The sequence below is a fragment of the Leclercia sp. J807 genome (assembly GCF_009734465.1).
In the GTDB taxonomy this organism is placed as follows: Bacteria; Pseudomonadota; Gammaproteobacteria; order Enterobacterales; family Enterobacteriaceae; genus Enterobacter.
In genome coordinates this window covers 3670615-3686985 of sequence record NZ_CP046446.1, presented here as the reverse complement: position 1 = coordinate 3686985, position 16371 = coordinate 3670615, and the positions used below count along the sequence as shown (strand labels likewise).

The following is a 16371-nucleotide window of genomic DNA, read 5'->3' as shown; positions in this document are numbered from 1 at the left end:
ATCACTTTGAAAGGTTTTAAAGTGTTAAACAGATCTCACAATGAAAGAAAAAATGATTATTTTGAAAGATAATAAGAAAGGTGACGGTGGCGTGGTGGAGAAGAGAACGAATTTACCTTTAGGCAGCGTAAAGATTTTGCCGGGTGCGTGTGCGCCCCTTCCTTGAGGTGTCCCGGATGCTTTACCATACTTGCCACTTATCGAATTCGTGAATGGATGTGTCATGTTCAAGCGTCGTTACGCAGCGCTACTCCCTGCGCTTATTCTGCTCTCCGCCTGCAGTAGTAAACCTAAGACCGAAGAGGTCCAGCAAACGGCAGGCGCCCCTTCCGGCGGCTTCCTGCTGGAGCCTCAGCATAATGTGATGCAGATGGGGGGCGACTTTGCCAATAACCCTGCGGCGGAACAGTTCATCGACAAAATGGTGAGCAAGCACGGCTTTAACAAAGCCCAGCTACAGGAGATCCTCTCCCAGGCGAAACGTCTGGATTATGTATTGCGACTGATGGATCGTCAGGCGCCGACCACCCAGCCGCCAGCCGGGCCGAATGGCGCATGGCTGCGCTATCGCAAACAGTTTATTACCCCGGACAACGTGCAGAATGGCGTGGCGTTCTGGAATCAGTATCAGGATGCGCTGACCCGTGCTCAGCAGGTTTACGGCGTGCCGCCGGAGATCATCGTCGGGATTATCGGCGTGGAGACCCGCTGGGGCCGGGTGATGGGTAAAACCCGCATCCTTGATGCGCTGGCGACCCTCTCCTTTAACTACCCGCGCCGGGCGGAGTACTTCTCCTCCGAGCTGGAAACCTTCCTGCTGATGGCACGCGACGAGCAGGACGACCCGCTGGATCTGAAAGGTTCCTTTGCCGGGGCGATGGGCTACGGCCAGTTTATGCCCTCCTCCTATAAGCAGTATGCGGTCGATTTCAACGGGGACGGGCACATCAACCTGTGGGATCCTGAGGATGCCATTGGCAGCGTCGCCAACTACTTTAAAGAGCATGGCTGGACGCCAGGCCAGCCGGTCGCGATTATGGCTAACGGCCAGGCACCGGGGCTGGAGAACGGCTTTAAAACCCGCTACAGCGCAGCACAGCTGACCTCTGCCGGGCTCACGCCGCAGCAGCCGCTGAACGGCAATCAGCAGGTGAGCCTGCTGCGTCTGGATATTGGTACCGGCTATCAGTACTGGTACGGTCTGCCGAACTTCTACACCATCACCCGCTACAACCACAGCACGCACTATGCGATGGCGGTCTGGCAGCTGGGGCTGGCGGTGGCCCAGGCACGGGCGGCCTCGCCGTTCAGTTAACGTCTGAAAACGTGGGTGGCTTATGCCACTCACGTTTCACTCCAGGCCGGATGGCCAGGTTTATTTTTTCTGAATCCCCCTCGTAAAACCTCCCCCTCATCCTCATATCTATCGGCTAAAGTGCTATCTTGTGCTGCACGTTTTTATGGAGACAAAACGAGATGACTGACCATGAATTAATGCAGCTCAGTGAGAGGGTAGGGCAGGCGCTGAAACAGCGCGGTGCCACGGTCACCACGGCTGAGTCCTGTACCGGTGGCTGGGTGGCGAAAGCTATCACCGATATCGCGGGCAGTTCCGCCTGGTTTGAACGCGGTTTTGTCACCTACAGTAATGAAGCGAAAGCGCAGATGATCGGCGTACGTGAACCCACGCTTATCGAGCATGGCGCGGTCAGTGAACCGGTGGTCATTGAGATGGCGATTGGCGCCCTGCGTGCCGCCCGGGCGGACTATGCTATCTCTATTAGCGGTATCGCCGGGCCGGACGGTGGCAGCGAAGAAAAGCCTGTTGGAACAGTATGGTTTGGCTTTGCGACGGCGCAAGGCGAGGGGATTACTCGCCGGGAATGCTTCAGCGGCGACCGTGAAAGCGTGCGTCGTCAGGCCACCGTTTATGCGTTAAAAACGCTCTGGCAACAATTTCTACAAAACACTTGATACTGTATGAGCATACAGTATAATTGCTGCAACAGAACAGAAATCCAAGGTGAAGCGCAGTTGTTTCACCCGGCATGAGAGGAAAAAATGGCTATCGACGAAAACAAACAGAAAGCGTTGGCGGCAGCACTGGGCCAGATCGAAAAGCAATTCGGTAAAGGTTCCATCATGCGCCTGGGTGAAGATCGTTCCATGGATGTAGAAACTATCTCCACCGGTTCGCTTTCTCTGGATATTGCACTGGGTGCTGGCGGCCTGCCTATGGGTCGTATCGTAGAGATCTACGGGCCAGAATCCTCCGGTAAAACCACCCTGACCTTACAGGTTGTGGCTGCTGCACAGCGCGAGGGCAAAACCTGTGCCTTTATCGATGCTGAGCACGCGCTGGATCCGGTTTACGCACGTAAACTGGGTGTCGATATCGACAACCTGCTCTGCTCCCAGCCGGATACCGGTGAGCAGGCGCTGGAAATCTGTGACGCACTGGCGCGCTCTGGCGCAGTTGACGTAATCATCGTCGACTCCGTAGCGGCGCTGACGCCAAAAGCAGAAATCGAAGGCGAAATCGGTGACTCTCACATGGGCCTCGCGGCACGTATGATGAGCCAGGCGATGCGTAAGCTGGCCGGTAACCTGAAGCAGTCCAACACGCTGCTGATCTTCATCAACCAGATCCGTATGAAGATTGGTGTGATGTTCGGTAACCCGGAAACCACCACCGGTGGTAACGCGCTGAAATTCTACGCCTCCGTGCGTCTGGATATCCGCCGTATCGGTGCCGTTAAAGACGGTGAAAACGTGGTGGGTAGCGAAACCCGCGTGAAGGTTGTGAAGAACAAGATTGCTGCACCGTTCAAACAGGCTGAATTCCAGATCCTCTACGGCGAAGGCATCAACTTCTACGGCGAACTGGTTGACCTGGGCGTGAAAGAGAAGCTGATTGAGAAAGCGGGCGCCTGGTACAGCTACAACGGCGACAAGATCGGTCAGGGTAAAGCGAATGCTATCTCCTGGCTGAAAGAGAACCCGGCGGCAGCGAAAGAGATTGAGAAGAAGGTACGCGATCTGCTTCTCAACAATCAGGATGCTAAGCCTGACTTCACTGCGGATGACGCAGACGTAGAAGAAACCAACGAAGATTTCTAATCACTTGATGTAATAAAAGGGCTGCGATTGCGGCCCTTTTTTGCATTTGTTTTTCAGCAGGTGCTTTATGAGTGAATCATCCCCCCGACGCCCCGCCTGGAACCGTCTGCTTGATCGCGCGGTACGCATACTGAGTGTGCGCGACCATAGCGAACAGGAGCTGCGCCGCAAACTCATGGCGCCGGTCATGAGCAAAAACGGCCCGGAACAAATCGACGCGACCGCGGAAGATTATGATCGCGTTATTGCCTGGTGTTACGAGCATAACTATCTGGACGATACCCGCTTCGTCTCTCGCTTTATCGCCAGCCGCAGCCGTAAAGGTTATGGCCCGGCGCGTATCCGCCAGGAGCTTAATCAGAAAGGCATCCCACGGGAAATCACAGAACGCGCGATGCGTGAATGCGAGATTGACTGGTGCGCGCTGGCACGGGAACAGGCGGTGCGAAAATACGGCGAACCGCTGCCGCGTGAATTTTCAGAAAAAGTCAAAATCCAGCGCTTTTTGCTCTACCGCGGTTTCCTGATGGAGGATATACAGGATATCTGGCGTAATTTTACCGATTGAACGCATGCGGGATTTTACTTCCCTCCAAAGAAAACTTATCTTATTCCCACTTTTTACAGTAGCTGGTCCGTCCAACAACGGTTGCGTAGTGACCCGCTGTGACATTTCGTTAGCTTGATTTCAGGATAATTATGAGCAAGAGCACCGCTGAGATCCGACAGGCGTTTCTCGATTTTTTCCATAGTAAGGGACATCAGGTTGTTGCCAGCAGCTCCCTGGTACCGAACAACGATCCAACTTTACTCTTTACCAACGCCGGGATGAACCAGTTCAAGGATGTCTTCCTTGGTCTCGACAAGCGTAATTATTCCCGCGCGACCACCTCGCAGCGTTGCGTACGTGCGGGTGGTAAACATAACGATCTGGAAAACGTCGGTTATACCGCACGTCACCACACCTTCTTCGAGATGCTGGGTAACTTCAGCTTCGGCGACTATTTCAAACATGACGCTATCCAGTACGCATGGGAACTGCTGACCGGTGAAAACTGGTTCAACCTGCCGAAAGAGCGCCTGTGGGTTACCGTCTACGAAACCGACGATGAAGCCTATGAAATCTGGGAAAAAGAAGTCGGTATCCCGCGCGAACGCATTATTCGCATCGGCGATAACAAAGGTGCCCCGTACGCGTCTGACAACTTCTGGCAGATGGGCGACACCGGTCCGTGCGGTCCTTGCACCGAAATCTTCTACGATCACGGCGACCACATCTGGGGCGGCCCTCCGGGTAGCCCAGAAGAAGACGGCGACCGTTACATTGAGATCTGGAACATCGTCTTCATGCAATTCAACCGTCAGGTCGACGGTACTATGGAGCCACTGCCGAAGCCATCCGTGGATACCGGTATGGGTCTGGAGCGTATTGCCGCGGTACTGCAGCACGTTAACTCCAACTACGACATCGATCTGTTCAGCACTCTGATTAAGTCCGTTGCCGACGTGACTGGCGCGACCGACCTGAGCAACAAATCCCTGCGCGTTATTGCCGACCACATCCGCTCCTGTGCGTTCCTGATTGCTGACGGCGTGATCCCATCGAATGAAAACCGCGGCTACGTGCTGCGCCGTATCATTCGCCGCGCGATCCGTCACGGCAACATGCTGGGCGCGAAGGAGACCTTCTTCTATAAGCTGGTGGGGCCACTGATTGGCGTGATGGGCGCAGCGGGCGAAGAGCTGAAACGTCAGCAGGCGCAGGTTGAGCAGGTTCTGAAAACTGAAGAAGAACAGTTTGCCCGTACGCTGGAACGTGGCCTGACCCTGCTGGACGACGAGCTGTCGAAGCTGAAAGGCGACACCCTGGATGGCGAAACCGCCTTCCGTCTGTACGACACCTATGGTTTCCCGGTTGACCTGACGGCTGATGTTTGCCGTGAGCGCAACATCAAAGTTGACGAAGCGGGCTTCGAAGCGGCAATGGAAGAGCAGCGCCGTCGTGCGCGTGAATCCAGCGGGTTCGGCGCCGATTACAACGCCATGATCCGCGTTGATGGCAGCAGCGAATTTGAAGGTTACGAGCATCTGGAAACCAACGGCAAAGTGACTGCCCTGTTTGTTGACGGCAAAGCCGTGGAGAGCATCAGCGCGGGCCAGACTGCCGTTGTGGTTCTGGACAAGACGCCGTTCTACGCAGAATCAGGCGGCCAGGTTGGAGATAAAGGCGAACTGAAAGGCAATGGTTTCAGCTTTGCCGTCAGCGACACGCAGAAATATGGTCAGGCAATCGGCCACCAGGGGACGCTGGCATCCGGCGAACTGAAAGTGGGCGAGGGCGTTCAGGCTATTGTTGACGAAGCGCGCCGCGCACGTATTCGTCTGAACCACTCCGCGACGCACCTGATGCACGCCGCACTGCGCCAGGTTCTGGGTACGCACGTTGCGCAGAAAGGCTCGCTGGTGAATGACAAAGTGCTGCGTTTCGACTTCTCCCATTTTGAAGCGATGAAACCGGCAGAAATCCGCGCGGTGGAAGATCTGGTTAATGCCCAGATCCGTCGTAACCTGCCGATCGAAACCAACATCATGGATCTCGAGGCGGCGAAGAACAAAGGCGCAATGGCCCTGTTCGGCGAGAAGTATGACGACCGTGTGCGTGTGCTGAGCATGGGTGATTTCTCCACCGAGCTTTGTGGTGGTACGCACGCCAGCCGTACGGGCGACATCGGTCTTTTCCGCATCGTGTCCGAATCCGGTACCGCGGCAGGCGTTCGTCGTATCGAAGCGGTCACTGGTGAAGGCGCGATTGCCAGCCTCCATGCGGAGAGCGATCAGCTGCACGACATCGCGCAGCTGCTGAAGGGCGACAGTCAGAACCTGGGCGAGAAAGTGCGCAGCGTGATGGAACGTACCCGCCAGCTGGAAAAAGAACTCCAGCAGCTGAAAGAGCAGGCTGCGGTTGCGGAGAGCGCAAATCTCTCCAGCAAAGCGGTTGAAATTAAAGGCGTTAAACTGCTGGTCAGCGAGCTGACGGGCGTTGAGCCGAAAATGCTTCGTACCATGGTCGACGATCTGAAGAACCAGCTCGGTTCAACGGTTATCGTTCTGGCAACGGTAGCGGAAGGTAAGGTTTCTCTGATTGCGGGCGTATCTAAGGACGTGATCGACCGTGTGAAAGCAGGGGAGCTGATTGGTATGGTCGCTCAGCAAGTGGGCGGTAAAGGCGGTGGTCGTCCTGACATGGCGCAAGCCGGTGGTACGGACGCAGCGGCCCTCCCGGCAGCGCTGGCCAGCGTAGAAAGCTGGGTAAGTTCGAAACTGTAATAATTACAAAGCGTAATCAGACGCCATAACGACACTGTTATGGCGTACTGCGCTCTACGCTATCGATAATGATAAAGTCAGGTTGAGTTTGTGTATATCGGCTAAACTTACGTTTAACAGATTGTGATGCCGTGACTACCTACACATTACGTGTTTGTCATCGCTTACTTTTTGGCGTTATATGATGGATAATGCCGGGATACAAGAGACCCGACTCTTTTAATCTTTCAAGGAGCAAAGAATGCTGATTCTGACTCGTCGAGTTGGTGAGACCCTCATGATTGGGGATGAGGTCACCGTGACAGTTTTAGGGGTAAAGGGTAACCAGGTACGTATTGGTGTGAACGCCCCTAAAGAAGTCTCTGTTCATCGTGAAGAGATCTACCAGCGTATCCAGGCTGAAAAATCCCAGCAGTCAAGTTACTGATATTATCGCGTCTCGCTCTCTGGCGAGACGCACCCCTCCTGACATTCTCCTTCCCTAAAGTTACCGTTCTGTTTCGTTCGCTCTGTTTTTAACCACTCTTATCTCTTTTACTTCGCCAAAATCCACCGTTCTTCATGCAGAAGAGTGCAGAAAGAGGGGCAAAATACGTTTATAAAACACTCTCTTTGCGGGTTTTACGTCCGAATTGCCTGTGAATTGTGCAAACGATAAAAGCTTGTGGAAAATTGTTTGACTTATAAGTCCCAGAAAGTAATATATGCGCCACGCAGCGACGAGAAGCTCTTAGCGAGTTACTCGAAGCACTCGAAAGAGGCGTTGTGTGGTGAGGTGGCCGAGAGGCTGAAGGCGCTCCCCTGCTAAGGGAGTATGCGGTCAAAAGCTGCATCCGGGGTTCGAATCCCCGCCTCACCGCCATTTTGCATCCGTAGCTCAGCTGGATAGAGTACTCGGCTACGAACCGAGCGGTCGGAGGTTCGAATCCTCCCGGATGCACCATCTATTACTTCATATTGCTTTAGAAGTGATATGAATATCGAGCAGTACAGTAGTAAATCCCGATGCATCCGTAGCTCAGCTGGATAGAGTACTCGGCTACGAACCGAGCGGTCGGAGGTTCGAATCCTCCCGGATGCACCATTTACTACATCTCAAAGCAGTATCCCGATGCATCCGTAGCTCAGCTGGATAGAGTACTCGGCTACGAACCGAGCGGTCGGAGGTTCGAATCCTCCCGGATGCACCATATTCTCCGAGATAGCAGCTAAACTGTTGTTTCATGGTCTGCGAGTCAATCGCAAGCACCAGGGAGGATAGCGTTGCTTCAGCAACGACCCGTAGGGCAAGGCGCAGCCGAGTAATCCTCCCGGATGCACCATCTATTACTTCATATTGCTTTCGAAGTGATATAAGTATCGAGTAGTACAGTAGTAAATCCCGATGCATCCGTAGCTCAGCTGGATAGAGTACTCGGCTACGAACCGAGCGGTCGGAGGTTCGAATCCTCCCGGATGCACCATATTCTCAGAGATAACAGCCAGGCTGTTGTTTCATGGTCTGCGAATCAATCGTCAGCACCAGGGAGGATAACGTTGCTTCAGCAACGACCCGGAGGGCGAGGCAACGCCGAGTAATCCTCCCGGATGCACCATATTCTCCCTCATTGTTTATTCCTTCGACGTTTCGTCAGCAATCATCTTCACTGTCAGCGACAAAAACCGCCATTTACGATAAAGTAATGCTTTGTTAATCGTTTAGCGAGAGCACGATGTACGCACAGTATGACGGTTTGATCTTCGATATGGATGGCACCATCCTCGACACCGAGCCAACGCATCGTAAAGCCTGGACTGAGGTCCTGGGGCGTTACGGAATGCGTTTCGACTTACAGGCGATGATAGCCCTCAACGGATCTCCAACCTGGCGTATTGCGCAGGCCGTGATTGAACTGAATCAGGCCGATCTCGACCCGCACCTGCTCGCGCGTGAAAAAACCGATGCCGTAAAAGCCATGCTGCTGGACACCGTGCGTCCTTTGCCCTTAATCGAGGTAGTGAAGGCGTGGCACGGGCGACGTCCCATGTCCGTTGGTACGGGCAGTGAAAGCGCTATCGCCGAAGCGCTGCTCAACCATCTTAACCTGCGCCACTATTTCTCTGCCGTGGTCGCGGCCGATCACGTTAAAAACCATAAACCTGCACCTGACACCTTTCTGCTTTGCGCAGAGCTGATGGGAGTCCCTCCCGCGAAGTGTGTCGTGTTTGAAGATGCCGATTTCGGTATTCAGGCGGCGCGAGACGCCGGTATGGCCGCGGTGGATGTTCGCTTACTGTGAGTGACGCACTGTCACTCGCCTCATTATTCGCCAGCAGTTTTTTAAGCGCTACGATCCTTCCCGGAAATTCCGAGGTGGTACTGGTGGCGATGCTCTTGTCCAGCGTCAGTCAGCCGTGGTTGCTCGTGTTAATAGCAACAATGGGTAATAGCCTTGGAGGGCTGACTAACGTTATTCTTGGGCGATTCTTTCCGCTACGCAAAACGTCGCGCTGGCAGGAAAAGGCAGTCGGCTGGCTAAAACGCTATGGCGCTGCCACGCTTTTATTAAGCTGGATGCCGGTAATCGGTGATTTACTGTGCCTGCTGGCGGGATGGATGCGCATCCCTTGGGGGCCTGTGCTCTTTTTTTTATGCCTTGGCAAGGCGTTGCGCTACATTCTTGTAGCGGTTGCAACTTTGCAGGGCATGACGTGGTGGCACTAATTGGACTGTTTGTGACCAGAAACCATTACAATTATGCTAAATAAAATGATTTTGACAGGCGGGAGGTCGAATTGATCCCGGACGTATCACAGGCACTGGCCTGGCTGGAAAACCACCCTCAGGCTCTGAAGGGTATTCAGCGCGGTCTTGAGCGCGAAACGCTGCGCGTTAACGCAGATGGCAGTCTCGCAACGACGGGCCATCCACAGGCGTTGGGTTCGGCGCTGACCCATAAATGGATCACCACTGATTTCGCCGAAGCACTGCTTGAGTTTATTACGCCGGTCGACGGCGAAATTGACCACATGCTGAAAATCATGCGTGACATTCATCGCTACAGCGCCCGTAATCTGGGTGATGAGCGGATGTGGCCGCTGAGTATGCCATGCTATATTGCGCAGGGGCAGGATATTGAACTGGCGCAGTACGGCACGTCCAATATCGGTCGTCTGAAAACGCTCTATCGCGAAGGATTAAAAAATCGCTATGGTGCGCTGATGCAGACGATTTCTGGCGTGCACTATAACTTCTCCTTGCCGATGGCATTCTGGCAGGCGAAGTGCGGCGAAACGGACAAAGAGGCGATCTCCGCAGGCTATTTCCGCCTGATTCGTAACTACTATCGCTTCGGTTGGGTCATCCCGTATCTGTTTGGTGCGTCTCCGGCGATTTGCTCCTCTTTCCTGCAGGGCAAACCGACCACGCTGCCGTTTGAGAAAACCGAATGCGGCATGTACTACCTGCCGTACGCGACCTCCCTGCGTCTCAGCGATCTGGGTTATACCAATAAGTCGCAAAGCAATCTCGGAATTACGTTTAACGATCTGCATGAGTATGTGGCAGGATTAAAGCGGGCGATCAAAACCCCGTCGGAAGCCTACGAAGAGATCGGTCTTGAGAAAGACGGTAAGCGCCTGCAAATCAACAGTAACGTTTTACAGATTGAAAACGAACTGTATGCGCCTATCCGTCCGAAACGCGTCACGCGCAGCGGAGAAACTCCGTCGGATGCGTTACAGCGCGGTGGGATTGAGTACATCGAAGTACGCTCCCTGGATATCAACCCGTTCTCGCCAATTGGCGTGGACGAGCAGCAGGTACGCTTCCTCGATCTGTTTATGGTCTGGTGCGTGCTGGCCGATGCGCCGGAAATGAGTTCTGACGAACTGCTTTGCACCCGCACTAACTGGAACCGGGTGATCCTCGAAGGGCGCAAACCAGGCTTGACGCTGGGCATCGGTTGCCAGACGGCACAGTTCCCGCTGCAGCAGGTGGGGAAAGATCTGTTCCGCGATCTCAAACGTGTCGCCCACACGCTGGATAGCGTTTATGGTGGCGATGAGTATCAGCAGGTGTGCGATCAGCTGGTCGAAAGTTTTGATAATCCGGAGCTGACATTCTCGGCACGCATTCTGCGTTCTATGATTGATCGGGGTATCGGTGGCACCGGTCGTGCGCTGGCGGCGGAGTATCGCGATATGCTGCTGAAGGAGCCGCTGGAAGTGCTTACCGAAGCGGAGTTTGCTGCTGAACGCGAAGCATCAATGGTGCGTCAGGCTGAGATTGAGGCGGCGGATACAGAGTCGTTTGCTGAGTTTCTGGCGAAACAAGGCTGACAGAAAAGAAAAAGGCCACATCGCTGTGGCCAAAATAACATCTCTGAAGAACAGGGATGATGATAACAAATGCGCGTCTTTCATATACTCAGACTCGCGTTGAATTGAAGAGTTCATTATTTTTAAAAAAAAATCACTATCGGAGGTGACGTATGCCGTTATTAGATAGCTTTACTGTCGACCATACCCGTATGGAAGCACCTGCTGTACGCGTTGCGAAGACCATGCATACCCCGCACGGCGATACGATCACGGTATTCGACCTGCGTTTCTGCGTACCGAATAAAGAAGTGATGCCGGAAAAAGGCATTCACACTCTGGAGCACCTGTTTGCCGGTTTCATGCGCGATCACCTGAACGGTAACGGCGTTGAGATCATCGATATTTCGCCTATGGGTTGTCGTACCGGGTTCTACATGAGCCTGATTGGGGTGCCGGAAGAGACCCGCGTTGCTGAGGCCTGGAAAGCGGCGATGGCTGACGTGCTGAAGGTGAAAGAGCAGAACCAGATCCCGGAACTTAACGTTTACCAGTGCGGCACATATCAGATGCACTCTCTGGAAGAAGCACAGGATATCGCCCGCCACATTCTTGAGCGTGACGTTCGCGTTAACAGCAACGACGAACTGGCGCTGCCAAAAGAGAAGCTGCAGGAACTGCACATCTAGTTCATTACCCGGCTCTCAACAAAGCGTGAGCTGGGTAATTTTACTCCCTTCTGCCTTGTTTATTTATAAATTCCTAAAAAATTATCTCTCGTTGTGCATCCCTCTCTTTGTGACTATTATTGCAGCCAACGCATGATGGTTAATTATATATTATATCTATGGATGATGTATTAATACGCATTCATTGTAATTATGGGTGCGTTGATATTTCATGGAATAGATAAAAATCAGAGGGATTTATGAAAGTTTATTTGACAGGTGCCGCCATCCTTTTTTCTACTCTTTTTTTGTCTGCATGCGGATCTGGAAGCGTTACGACGCCTATTGCGAAAGCACCTGCTGAACGTAAGCAGGAAGTGCAATGCTATCAGGAGTTTTCCGCGTTACAGAAGCTCGACCCCGTAGCCTATGAATCCTACCGTAAGCAATTCGATAATATTAATAAAAACTATAAAATTTACGAATCGAATAAATCCCTGGTGGATGGTAATGCTTCGGAGGTTATGCTCACCGAAATTAATAAAAAATTATCGCTGGTATGCGTAAGGATTCGTAATACGGTCTATACCAACATGATGAACCGTGCTAATGAAATGAATAAGTTATGAATAAATTCTTTAGCGCAGCACTGTACTGCGGATTGTTATTATCAGGCGGAAAGGCGCTTGCAGTTGGCACGGATTTATTAAAGCGTCTGGATGATGAAAAAATTATCGGCCAGGAGAAAACTAACCCCTTTATTGCCTCTGAAACCGCTACAACTCCCCAGAAGGCGGCAGTGGATCTTCCCCAATCGCAGGCGAGTAAGCCTGCTGATCCGGTACCCCGTGCCAGTGCCGTTAAAAGTGACAAGGCTGCCGGGATAGACCCGGCAAAAATTACGCGTCTGAACGACGCGCTTCGCCAGGCCAATTCCACCATTACCGCGTTAAATAAACAGCTAAGTGTTTTAGAAAGAGAGAAAGCCTCTCTGGAACAGGCGGTTGCCCATGAAAAGGATCGCGTTGCGGAAAAGGAGCAGGCGCTCGCCCGGCTTAAACCGCAACCGGATGGCAGTGCGCAAAAACTTGCTGTCGAAAGCCTCATTGCGGCATTGCCAACGTCTGCTGACATCGAGAAACAAAAAAACGCGGAACTGGCGGAACAACTGCGTAAAGCCGACGTGCAGCATGCCGCGCTGACCAAACAGCTGGCCGACCTGCAGGCGCAGAAGAATGCGCTGGATACCCAACTGGCCTCTCTTAAAACTCACTCTGAAAAAAGCACTGTCCTGACGGGGGAGATCGATGCCCTGAAAGCTCAGCTGTCCACACAGAACCAGCAAAAAACCGCGCTGGAAAAGCGGCTGGCCGAGCTTGAGAAAGAGTTCAACAGTGAAAAGGCGAAATTCGCCATTACGCAAAGCCAGCTCGAAGATACTAAAAAAGTCCTCGCCTCTCAGGAGTCACTGCTGGCAACGCAAAAAAGCAGCGCCGGAAGTGAGAAAGAGAAGCTCACTAAAGAGCTGACCGATCTGCAGGCGCAAAAAAAGGCACTGGAAACCCAACTTACCGCGCTGAAGGCCGCCGATGAAAGGAGCGCCGCGCTGACCAAACAGCTGGCCGACCTGCAGGCGCAGAAGAATGCGCTGGATACCCAACTGGCCTCTCTTAAAACTCACTCTGAAAAGAGCACGGTCCTGACGGGTGAGATCGATGCCCTGAAAACTCAGCTGTCCACACAGAACCAGCAAAAAACCGCGCTGGAAAAGCGGCTGGCCGAGCTTGAGAAAGAGTTCAACAGTGAGAAGGCGAAATCCGCCATTGCGCAGAGCCAGCTTGAAGATACCAAAAAAGTCCTGGCTTCTCAGGAATCACTGTTGGCAATGCAAAAAAGCAATGCCGGGAGCGAGAAAGAGAAGTTCACTAAAGAGCTGACCGACCTGCAAACGCAGAAGAAAGCGCTGGAAACTCAACTGACGACGCTGAAACAGGCCATTGATAAAAATGCGACGCTCACAAAAGAGCTGACCGATCTGCAGGCGCAAAAAAAGGCGCTGGAAACCCAACTCGCCGCGCTGAAGACCGCCGATGAAAAGAGCGCCGCGCTGGCCAAAGAGTTGAGCGATCTGAAGACGCAGAAAAAGGCGCTGGAAACGGAGCTGATTGCGTTGAAAGAGACGCGTGAGAAAAATGCCGTCCTGACCAAACAGCTGGCAGAGCTGCAGGCGCAGCGGCAGGTGCTGGATGCGCAGCTGGCTACCCTTAAAGCGAGCGGTGATAAAAGCACCGGTGTGGTCAAAGAGCTCGACACGTTAAAAGCGCAGCTATCGGCACTGAACCTGCAAAAAGCGACGCTGGAAACCCGTCTGGCCGAGCAGGAAAAGCAGTTCAGCAGTGAAAAAACGAAGTCCGATATTGTGCTGAAGCAGCTTGAAGATGCTAAAAAAGTTATCGCTTCTCAGGAATCCCTGCTCTCTTTACATAAAAGCAATACGGGCATTGAGAAAGAGAAGAGCAGCGCGCAGCTGGCGACCGCAGGTAAAGAGGCCGCGGAACTGAAAAAGCAGCTGGCAGAGCTACAGAGGCAAAACGCCTCGCTTGAGGAGAAATATAAAACGCAAAATAGCTCTCTTACAGCGCTGACGGCCGAAAACCAGAAGTTAAAAGAGACTCAGGCTAAGGCTGGAAAAGACGTTGCGCCTGTGCAGCAGGTGAAGATTGATAAGACGGCGTCAAAAGATACGAAGACCAGCTACGCAATCGGTGCATGGTATGGCGATGCGGCAGAGCGTGAGAAAGCCAAGCTGGACGGTCTGAATAAAAAACTCGATCTTAACGCCTTTATGCAGGGCTTTAACGATAAGGTGACTAACAAGCTACAGCTGGCAGAAGCCACGCTTTCAAAAGAGCTGACGGCACTGGATCAGTTACAGAAAAAACAGTTTGTCGCAACGCAAAGTGAAAATGAAAAGCAGAGTAAAGCTATCATGACAAAAGCGGCGAATGAGAAGGGGGCTAAGCGACTACCTGATGGCGCTGTCTACAGGGTGATTAAAAAAGGTGAAGCTCCCCTGATCAACGACAAAAATGAAATCATGACCGAAATCGATGAAGTGCTCGGCACCGGTAAAGTCATGTCCAGGAATGAAATTCGTGCCAGTCGGGTGAAAGATTTACCGCCGCTGTTCCAGACGGTAGTGAAAAAGCTGGGTCTGGGCGGAGAGGCAAAAATCCATATCCCGGCAAAGCAGGCGTATGGTGAATCGGGTGTTCCCGGTTTTGTACCGCCAGGTACAGTCTCGATCATCACGATTAAAATTATTGGGATTAAGTAGCCGTAACCGCGGCCATAAAAAAACGGATCTGCATGCAGATCCGTTTTTCTTTTCAGGCAAACACGTCAGTGGGCGCCGCCCCCTCCGCCACCCGCCCCAAACGGCGGTTTGGCAAACCAGATCAGCCCCAGTAACACAATGAACACACCTGCCGACAGCCAGAAGATCTCGTTGGCCGAAATTATCAGCCCCTGCGCGGTGATCTGCTGTGCTATCCACCCGGATGCCTGTTGCTCGGTCATGCCCATTCCCTGTAGCTGGCTGTACATCTCCTGCGCCTGCGGATTGAACACGTTCACCGACTCGGTCAGTTGAGCATGGTGCAACGACTCCCGGTTGGTCCACATGGTCGTCGTCATCGAGGTGCCGATAGAGCCCGCCAGCGTACGCATAAAGTTCGACAGGCTGGACGCCGCCGCCATCCTTTCCGGCGGCAGACCGGAGAGGGTGATGGTAGTCAGTGGCATAAAGAAGCAGGCCACCGCAAACCCCTGGATGAACTGCGGCCACGCGGAGGCGCCAAAGTCCATGCCCGGTTCAAAGGTATAGGCGCGCCAGTAGAAGCACACCGCATACATGATGAAGCTGAAGGTCACCAGGCGTCGCATATCCAGCTTATGGGCGAAGCGGCCGATGATCGGCGACAGCAGGACCGGGATCACCCCGACCGGCGCCGAGGCCAGCCCTGCCCAAGTGGCGGTATATCCGTACACCTCCTGCAACAGCTGCGGCAGCAGAACAATGGCGCCGAAGTAAAGCATGTAGGCGAGGCTGATACACAAACAACCTATAGTGAAGTTGCGTGATTTAAATAGCGACAAATCGACTATCGGGTTGTCGTCCGTCAGCTCCCACACAATCAGGAAGCTGAGCGCCACCACCGCCACAACAGTCAGAACGATGATCTCCTGGGAGGCGAACCAGTCCAGCTCTTTCCCGCGGTCGAGCATGATCTGCAGGCTACCGATGCCCAGCACCAGTAGCGCCAGCCCCACGCCATCAATCCGCCGCTGTTCAGTGCGGGTTTCGCGGCCACGCAGCGACTGCAGGGTCAGCAGTACCACTAGGGCGCCAATCGGCACGTTGATAAAGAAGATCCAGCCCCAGTGATAGTTATCGCTGATATAACCGCCCAGAATCGGGCCGCAGATCGGGGCGACAATCACCGTCATCGACCACAGCGCCAGCGCAATGGAGCGCTTGGCAGGCGGATAGTTGTTCAGGAGCAGACTTTGCGACAGCGGGATCAGCGGCCCGGCGACAATCCCCTGGATCACGCGGAAGAAGATCAGCATGGTCAGACTGCTGGAGACGCCGCACGCCCAGGAGGCCAGTACGAAAGCGATCGTTGACCAGAGGAACAGTTTCACTTCCCCGACACGCTTTGCCAGCCAGCCGGTAATCGGGATGGAGATCGCATTCGCCACCCCGAATGAGGTGATCACCCATGTCCCCTGGCTCAGGGATGAGCCAAGGTTCCCGGCAATGGTCGGGATCGCCACGTTCGCGATGGTGGAGTCCAGCACCTGCATGAATGTCGCCAGCGAAAGCGCAATGGTCATGATGACCAGCTGCGCCCCTTCCAACGGTTTTTGCGGTTTTTGCTGCTGCATAACGCTC

14 protein-coding genes and 5 tRNA genes are annotated in these 16371 nt (G+C 53.5%); 18 read left to right on the top strand and 1 reads right to left on the bottom strand.

What is annotated here, in order from left to right:
- Window positions 1-40 precede the first annotated feature (40 nt).
- The 18 genes from GNG26_RS22750 (at window position 41) to GNG26_RS17390 (ending at window position 14751) form a co-directional block, all read left to right on the top strand.
- Window positions 41-166, top strand: coding sequence for a hypothetical protein (locus GNG26_RS22750; RefSeq protein WP_255410161.1), 126 nt, complete (start codon window positions 41-43; stop codon window positions 164-166).
- A 57-nt stretch (window positions 167-223) separates the two neighbouring features.
- Window positions 224-1315, top strand: coding sequence for a lytic murein transglycosylase B (mltB, locus tag GNG26_RS17470; RefSeq protein ID WP_114316934.1), 1092 nt, complete (start codon window positions 224-226; stop codon window positions 1313-1315).
- A gap of 161 nt (window positions 1316-1476) precedes the next feature.
- Window positions 1477-1974: a nicotinamide-nucleotide amidase gene (pncC, locus tag GNG26_RS17465; RefSeq protein ID WP_114316935.1), complete on the top strand. Its 498-nt coding sequence runs from the start codon at window positions 1477-1479 to the stop codon at window positions 1972-1974.
- 87 nt (window positions 1975-2061) lie between these two features.
- Entirely contained in the window at window positions 2062-3120 is a 1059-nt protein-coding gene (gene recA / locus GNG26_RS17460; protein ID WP_103180881.1) for a recombinase RecA, read from the top strand.
- Window positions 3121-3187: 67 nt separating this feature from the next.
- Window positions 3188-3688 carry a recombination regulator RecX gene (recX, locus tag GNG26_RS17455; protein WP_156239662.1) on the top strand — a complete coding sequence of 167 codons (501 nt, stop codon included), beginning with the start codon at window positions 3188-3190 and terminating at the stop codon, window positions 3686-3688.
- Window positions 3689-3819: 131 nt separating this feature from the next.
- Window positions 3820-6447 (top strand): alanine--tRNA ligase, encoded by a 2628-nt coding sequence (gene alaS / locus GNG26_RS17450; RefSeq protein ID WP_103822665.1) that lies wholly within the window; start codon window positions 3820-3822, stop codon window positions 6445-6447.
- A 241-nt stretch (window positions 6448-6688) separates the two neighbouring features.
- Window positions 6689-6874 (top strand): carbon storage regulator CsrA, encoded by a 186-nt coding sequence (gene csrA, locus GNG26_RS17445; RefSeq protein WP_000906486.1) that lies wholly within the window; start codon window positions 6689-6691, stop codon window positions 6872-6874.
- 342 nt (window positions 6875-7216) lie between these two features.
- A tRNA-Ser gene (locus GNG26_RS17440) sits at window positions 7217-7309 on the top strand.
- Window positions 7310-7313: 4 nt separating this feature from the next.
- A tRNA-Arg gene (locus GNG26_RS17435) sits at window positions 7314-7390 on the top strand.
- Window positions 7391-7454: 64 nt separating this feature from the next.
- Window positions 7455-7531, top strand: a tRNA-Arg gene (locus GNG26_RS17430).
- 29 nt (window positions 7532-7560) lie between these two features.
- Window positions 7561-7637: transfer RNA gene (locus GNG26_RS17425), tRNA-Arg, on the top strand.
- Between the two features lie 196 nt (window positions 7638-7833).
- Window positions 7834-7910, top strand: a tRNA-Arg gene (locus tag GNG26_RS17420).
- A 249-nt stretch (window positions 7911-8159) separates the two neighbouring features.
- Window positions 8160-8726, top strand: coding sequence for a fructose-1-phosphate/6-phosphogluconate phosphatase (gene yqaB, locus GNG26_RS17415; protein WP_114316938.1), 567 nt, complete (start codon window positions 8160-8162; stop codon window positions 8724-8726).
- Window positions 8723-9151 (top strand): YqaA family protein, encoded by a 429-nt coding sequence (locus tag GNG26_RS17410; RefSeq protein WP_103822663.1) that lies wholly within the window; start codon window positions 8723-8725, stop codon window positions 9149-9151. The genes yqaB and GNG26_RS17410 overlap by 4 nt, the downstream gene beginning before the upstream one ends.
- A 71-nt stretch (window positions 9152-9222) precedes the next feature.
- A complete protein-coding gene (gshA, locus tag GNG26_RS17405; RefSeq protein ID WP_156239661.1) occupies window positions 9223-10767 on the top strand; it encodes a glutamate--cysteine ligase in 1545 nt (514 codons plus the stop codon).
- 152 nt (window positions 10768-10919) lie between these two features.
- On the top strand, window positions 10920-11435 hold the full coding sequence (luxS, locus tag GNG26_RS17400) for an S-ribosylhomocysteine lyase (protein ID WP_103822661.1): 516 nt from the start codon (window positions 10920-10922) through the stop codon (window positions 11433-11435).
- A gap of 239 nt (window positions 11436-11674) precedes the next feature.
- On the top strand, window positions 11675-12043 hold the full coding sequence (locus tag GNG26_RS17395; RefSeq protein ID WP_146052340.1) for a hypothetical protein: 369 nt from the start codon (window positions 11675-11677) through the stop codon (window positions 12041-12043).
- The gene (locus GNG26_RS17390) at window positions 12040-14751 is read left to right on the top strand and encodes an FKBP-type peptidyl-prolyl cis-trans isomerase N-terminal domain-containing protein (protein ID WP_156239660.1); all 2712 of its coding nucleotides are present in this window, start codon (window positions 12040-12042) and stop codon (window positions 14749-14751) included. Before GNG26_RS17395 ends, GNG26_RS17390 begins: the two co-directional genes overlap by 4 nt.
- A 65-nt stretch (window positions 14752-14816) precedes the next feature.
- Here the strand turns inward: GNG26_RS17390 and emrB are convergent, their stop codons facing one another.
- Window positions 14817-16364 carry a multidrug efflux MFS transporter permease subunit EmrB gene (gene emrB / locus GNG26_RS17385; protein WP_114316941.1) on the bottom strand — a complete coding sequence of 516 codons (1548 nt, stop codon included), beginning with the start codon at window positions 16362-16364 and terminating at the stop codon, window positions 14817-14819.
- Window positions 16365-16371 lie beyond the last annotated feature (7 nt).

Excerpts from the sequence above, each read along its gene's own strand:
- recA (WP_103180881.1), top strand. The coding sequence starts at position 2,062 with ATGGCTATCGACGAAAACAAACAGAAAGCGTTGGCGGCAGCACTGGGC.
- recX (WP_156239662.1), top strand. The coding sequence starts at position 3,188 with ATGAGTGAATCATCCCCCCGACGCCCCGCCTGGAACCGTCTGCTTGAT.
- GNG26_RS22750 (WP_255410161.1), top strand. The coding sequence starts at position 41 with ATGAAAGAAAAAATGATTATTTTGAAAGATAATAAGAAAGGTGACGGT.
- GNG26_RS17390 (WP_156239660.1), top strand. The coding sequence starts at position 12,040 with ATGAATAAATTCTTTAGCGCAGCACTGTACTGCGGATTGTTATTATCA.
- emrB (WP_114316941.1), bottom strand. The coding sequence starts at position 16,364 with ATGCAGCAGCAAAAACCGCAAAAACCGTTGGAAGGGGCGCAGCTGGTC.
- pncC (WP_114316935.1), top strand. The coding sequence starts at position 1,477 with ATGACTGACCATGAATTAATGCAGCTCAGTGAGAGGGTAGGGCAGGCG.
- mltB (WP_114316934.1), top strand. The coding sequence starts at position 224 with ATGTTCAAGCGTCGTTACGCAGCGCTACTCCCTGCGCTTATTCTGCTC.
- alaS (WP_103822665.1), top strand. The coding sequence starts at position 3,820 with ATGAGCAAGAGCACCGCTGAGATCCGACAGGCGTTTCTCGATTTTTTC.
- yqaB (WP_114316938.1), top strand. The coding sequence starts at position 8,160 with ATGTACGCACAGTATGACGGTTTGATCTTCGATATGGATGGCACCATC.
- csrA (WP_000906486.1), top strand. The coding sequence starts at position 6,689 with ATGCTGATTCTGACTCGTCGAGTTGGTGAGACCCTCATGATTGGGGAT.
- GNG26_RS17395 (WP_146052340.1), top strand. The coding sequence starts at position 11,675 with ATGAAAGTTTATTTGACAGGTGCCGCCATCCTTTTTTCTACTCTTTTT.
- luxS (WP_103822661.1), top strand. The coding sequence starts at position 10,920 with ATGCCGTTATTAGATAGCTTTACTGTCGACCATACCCGTATGGAAGCA.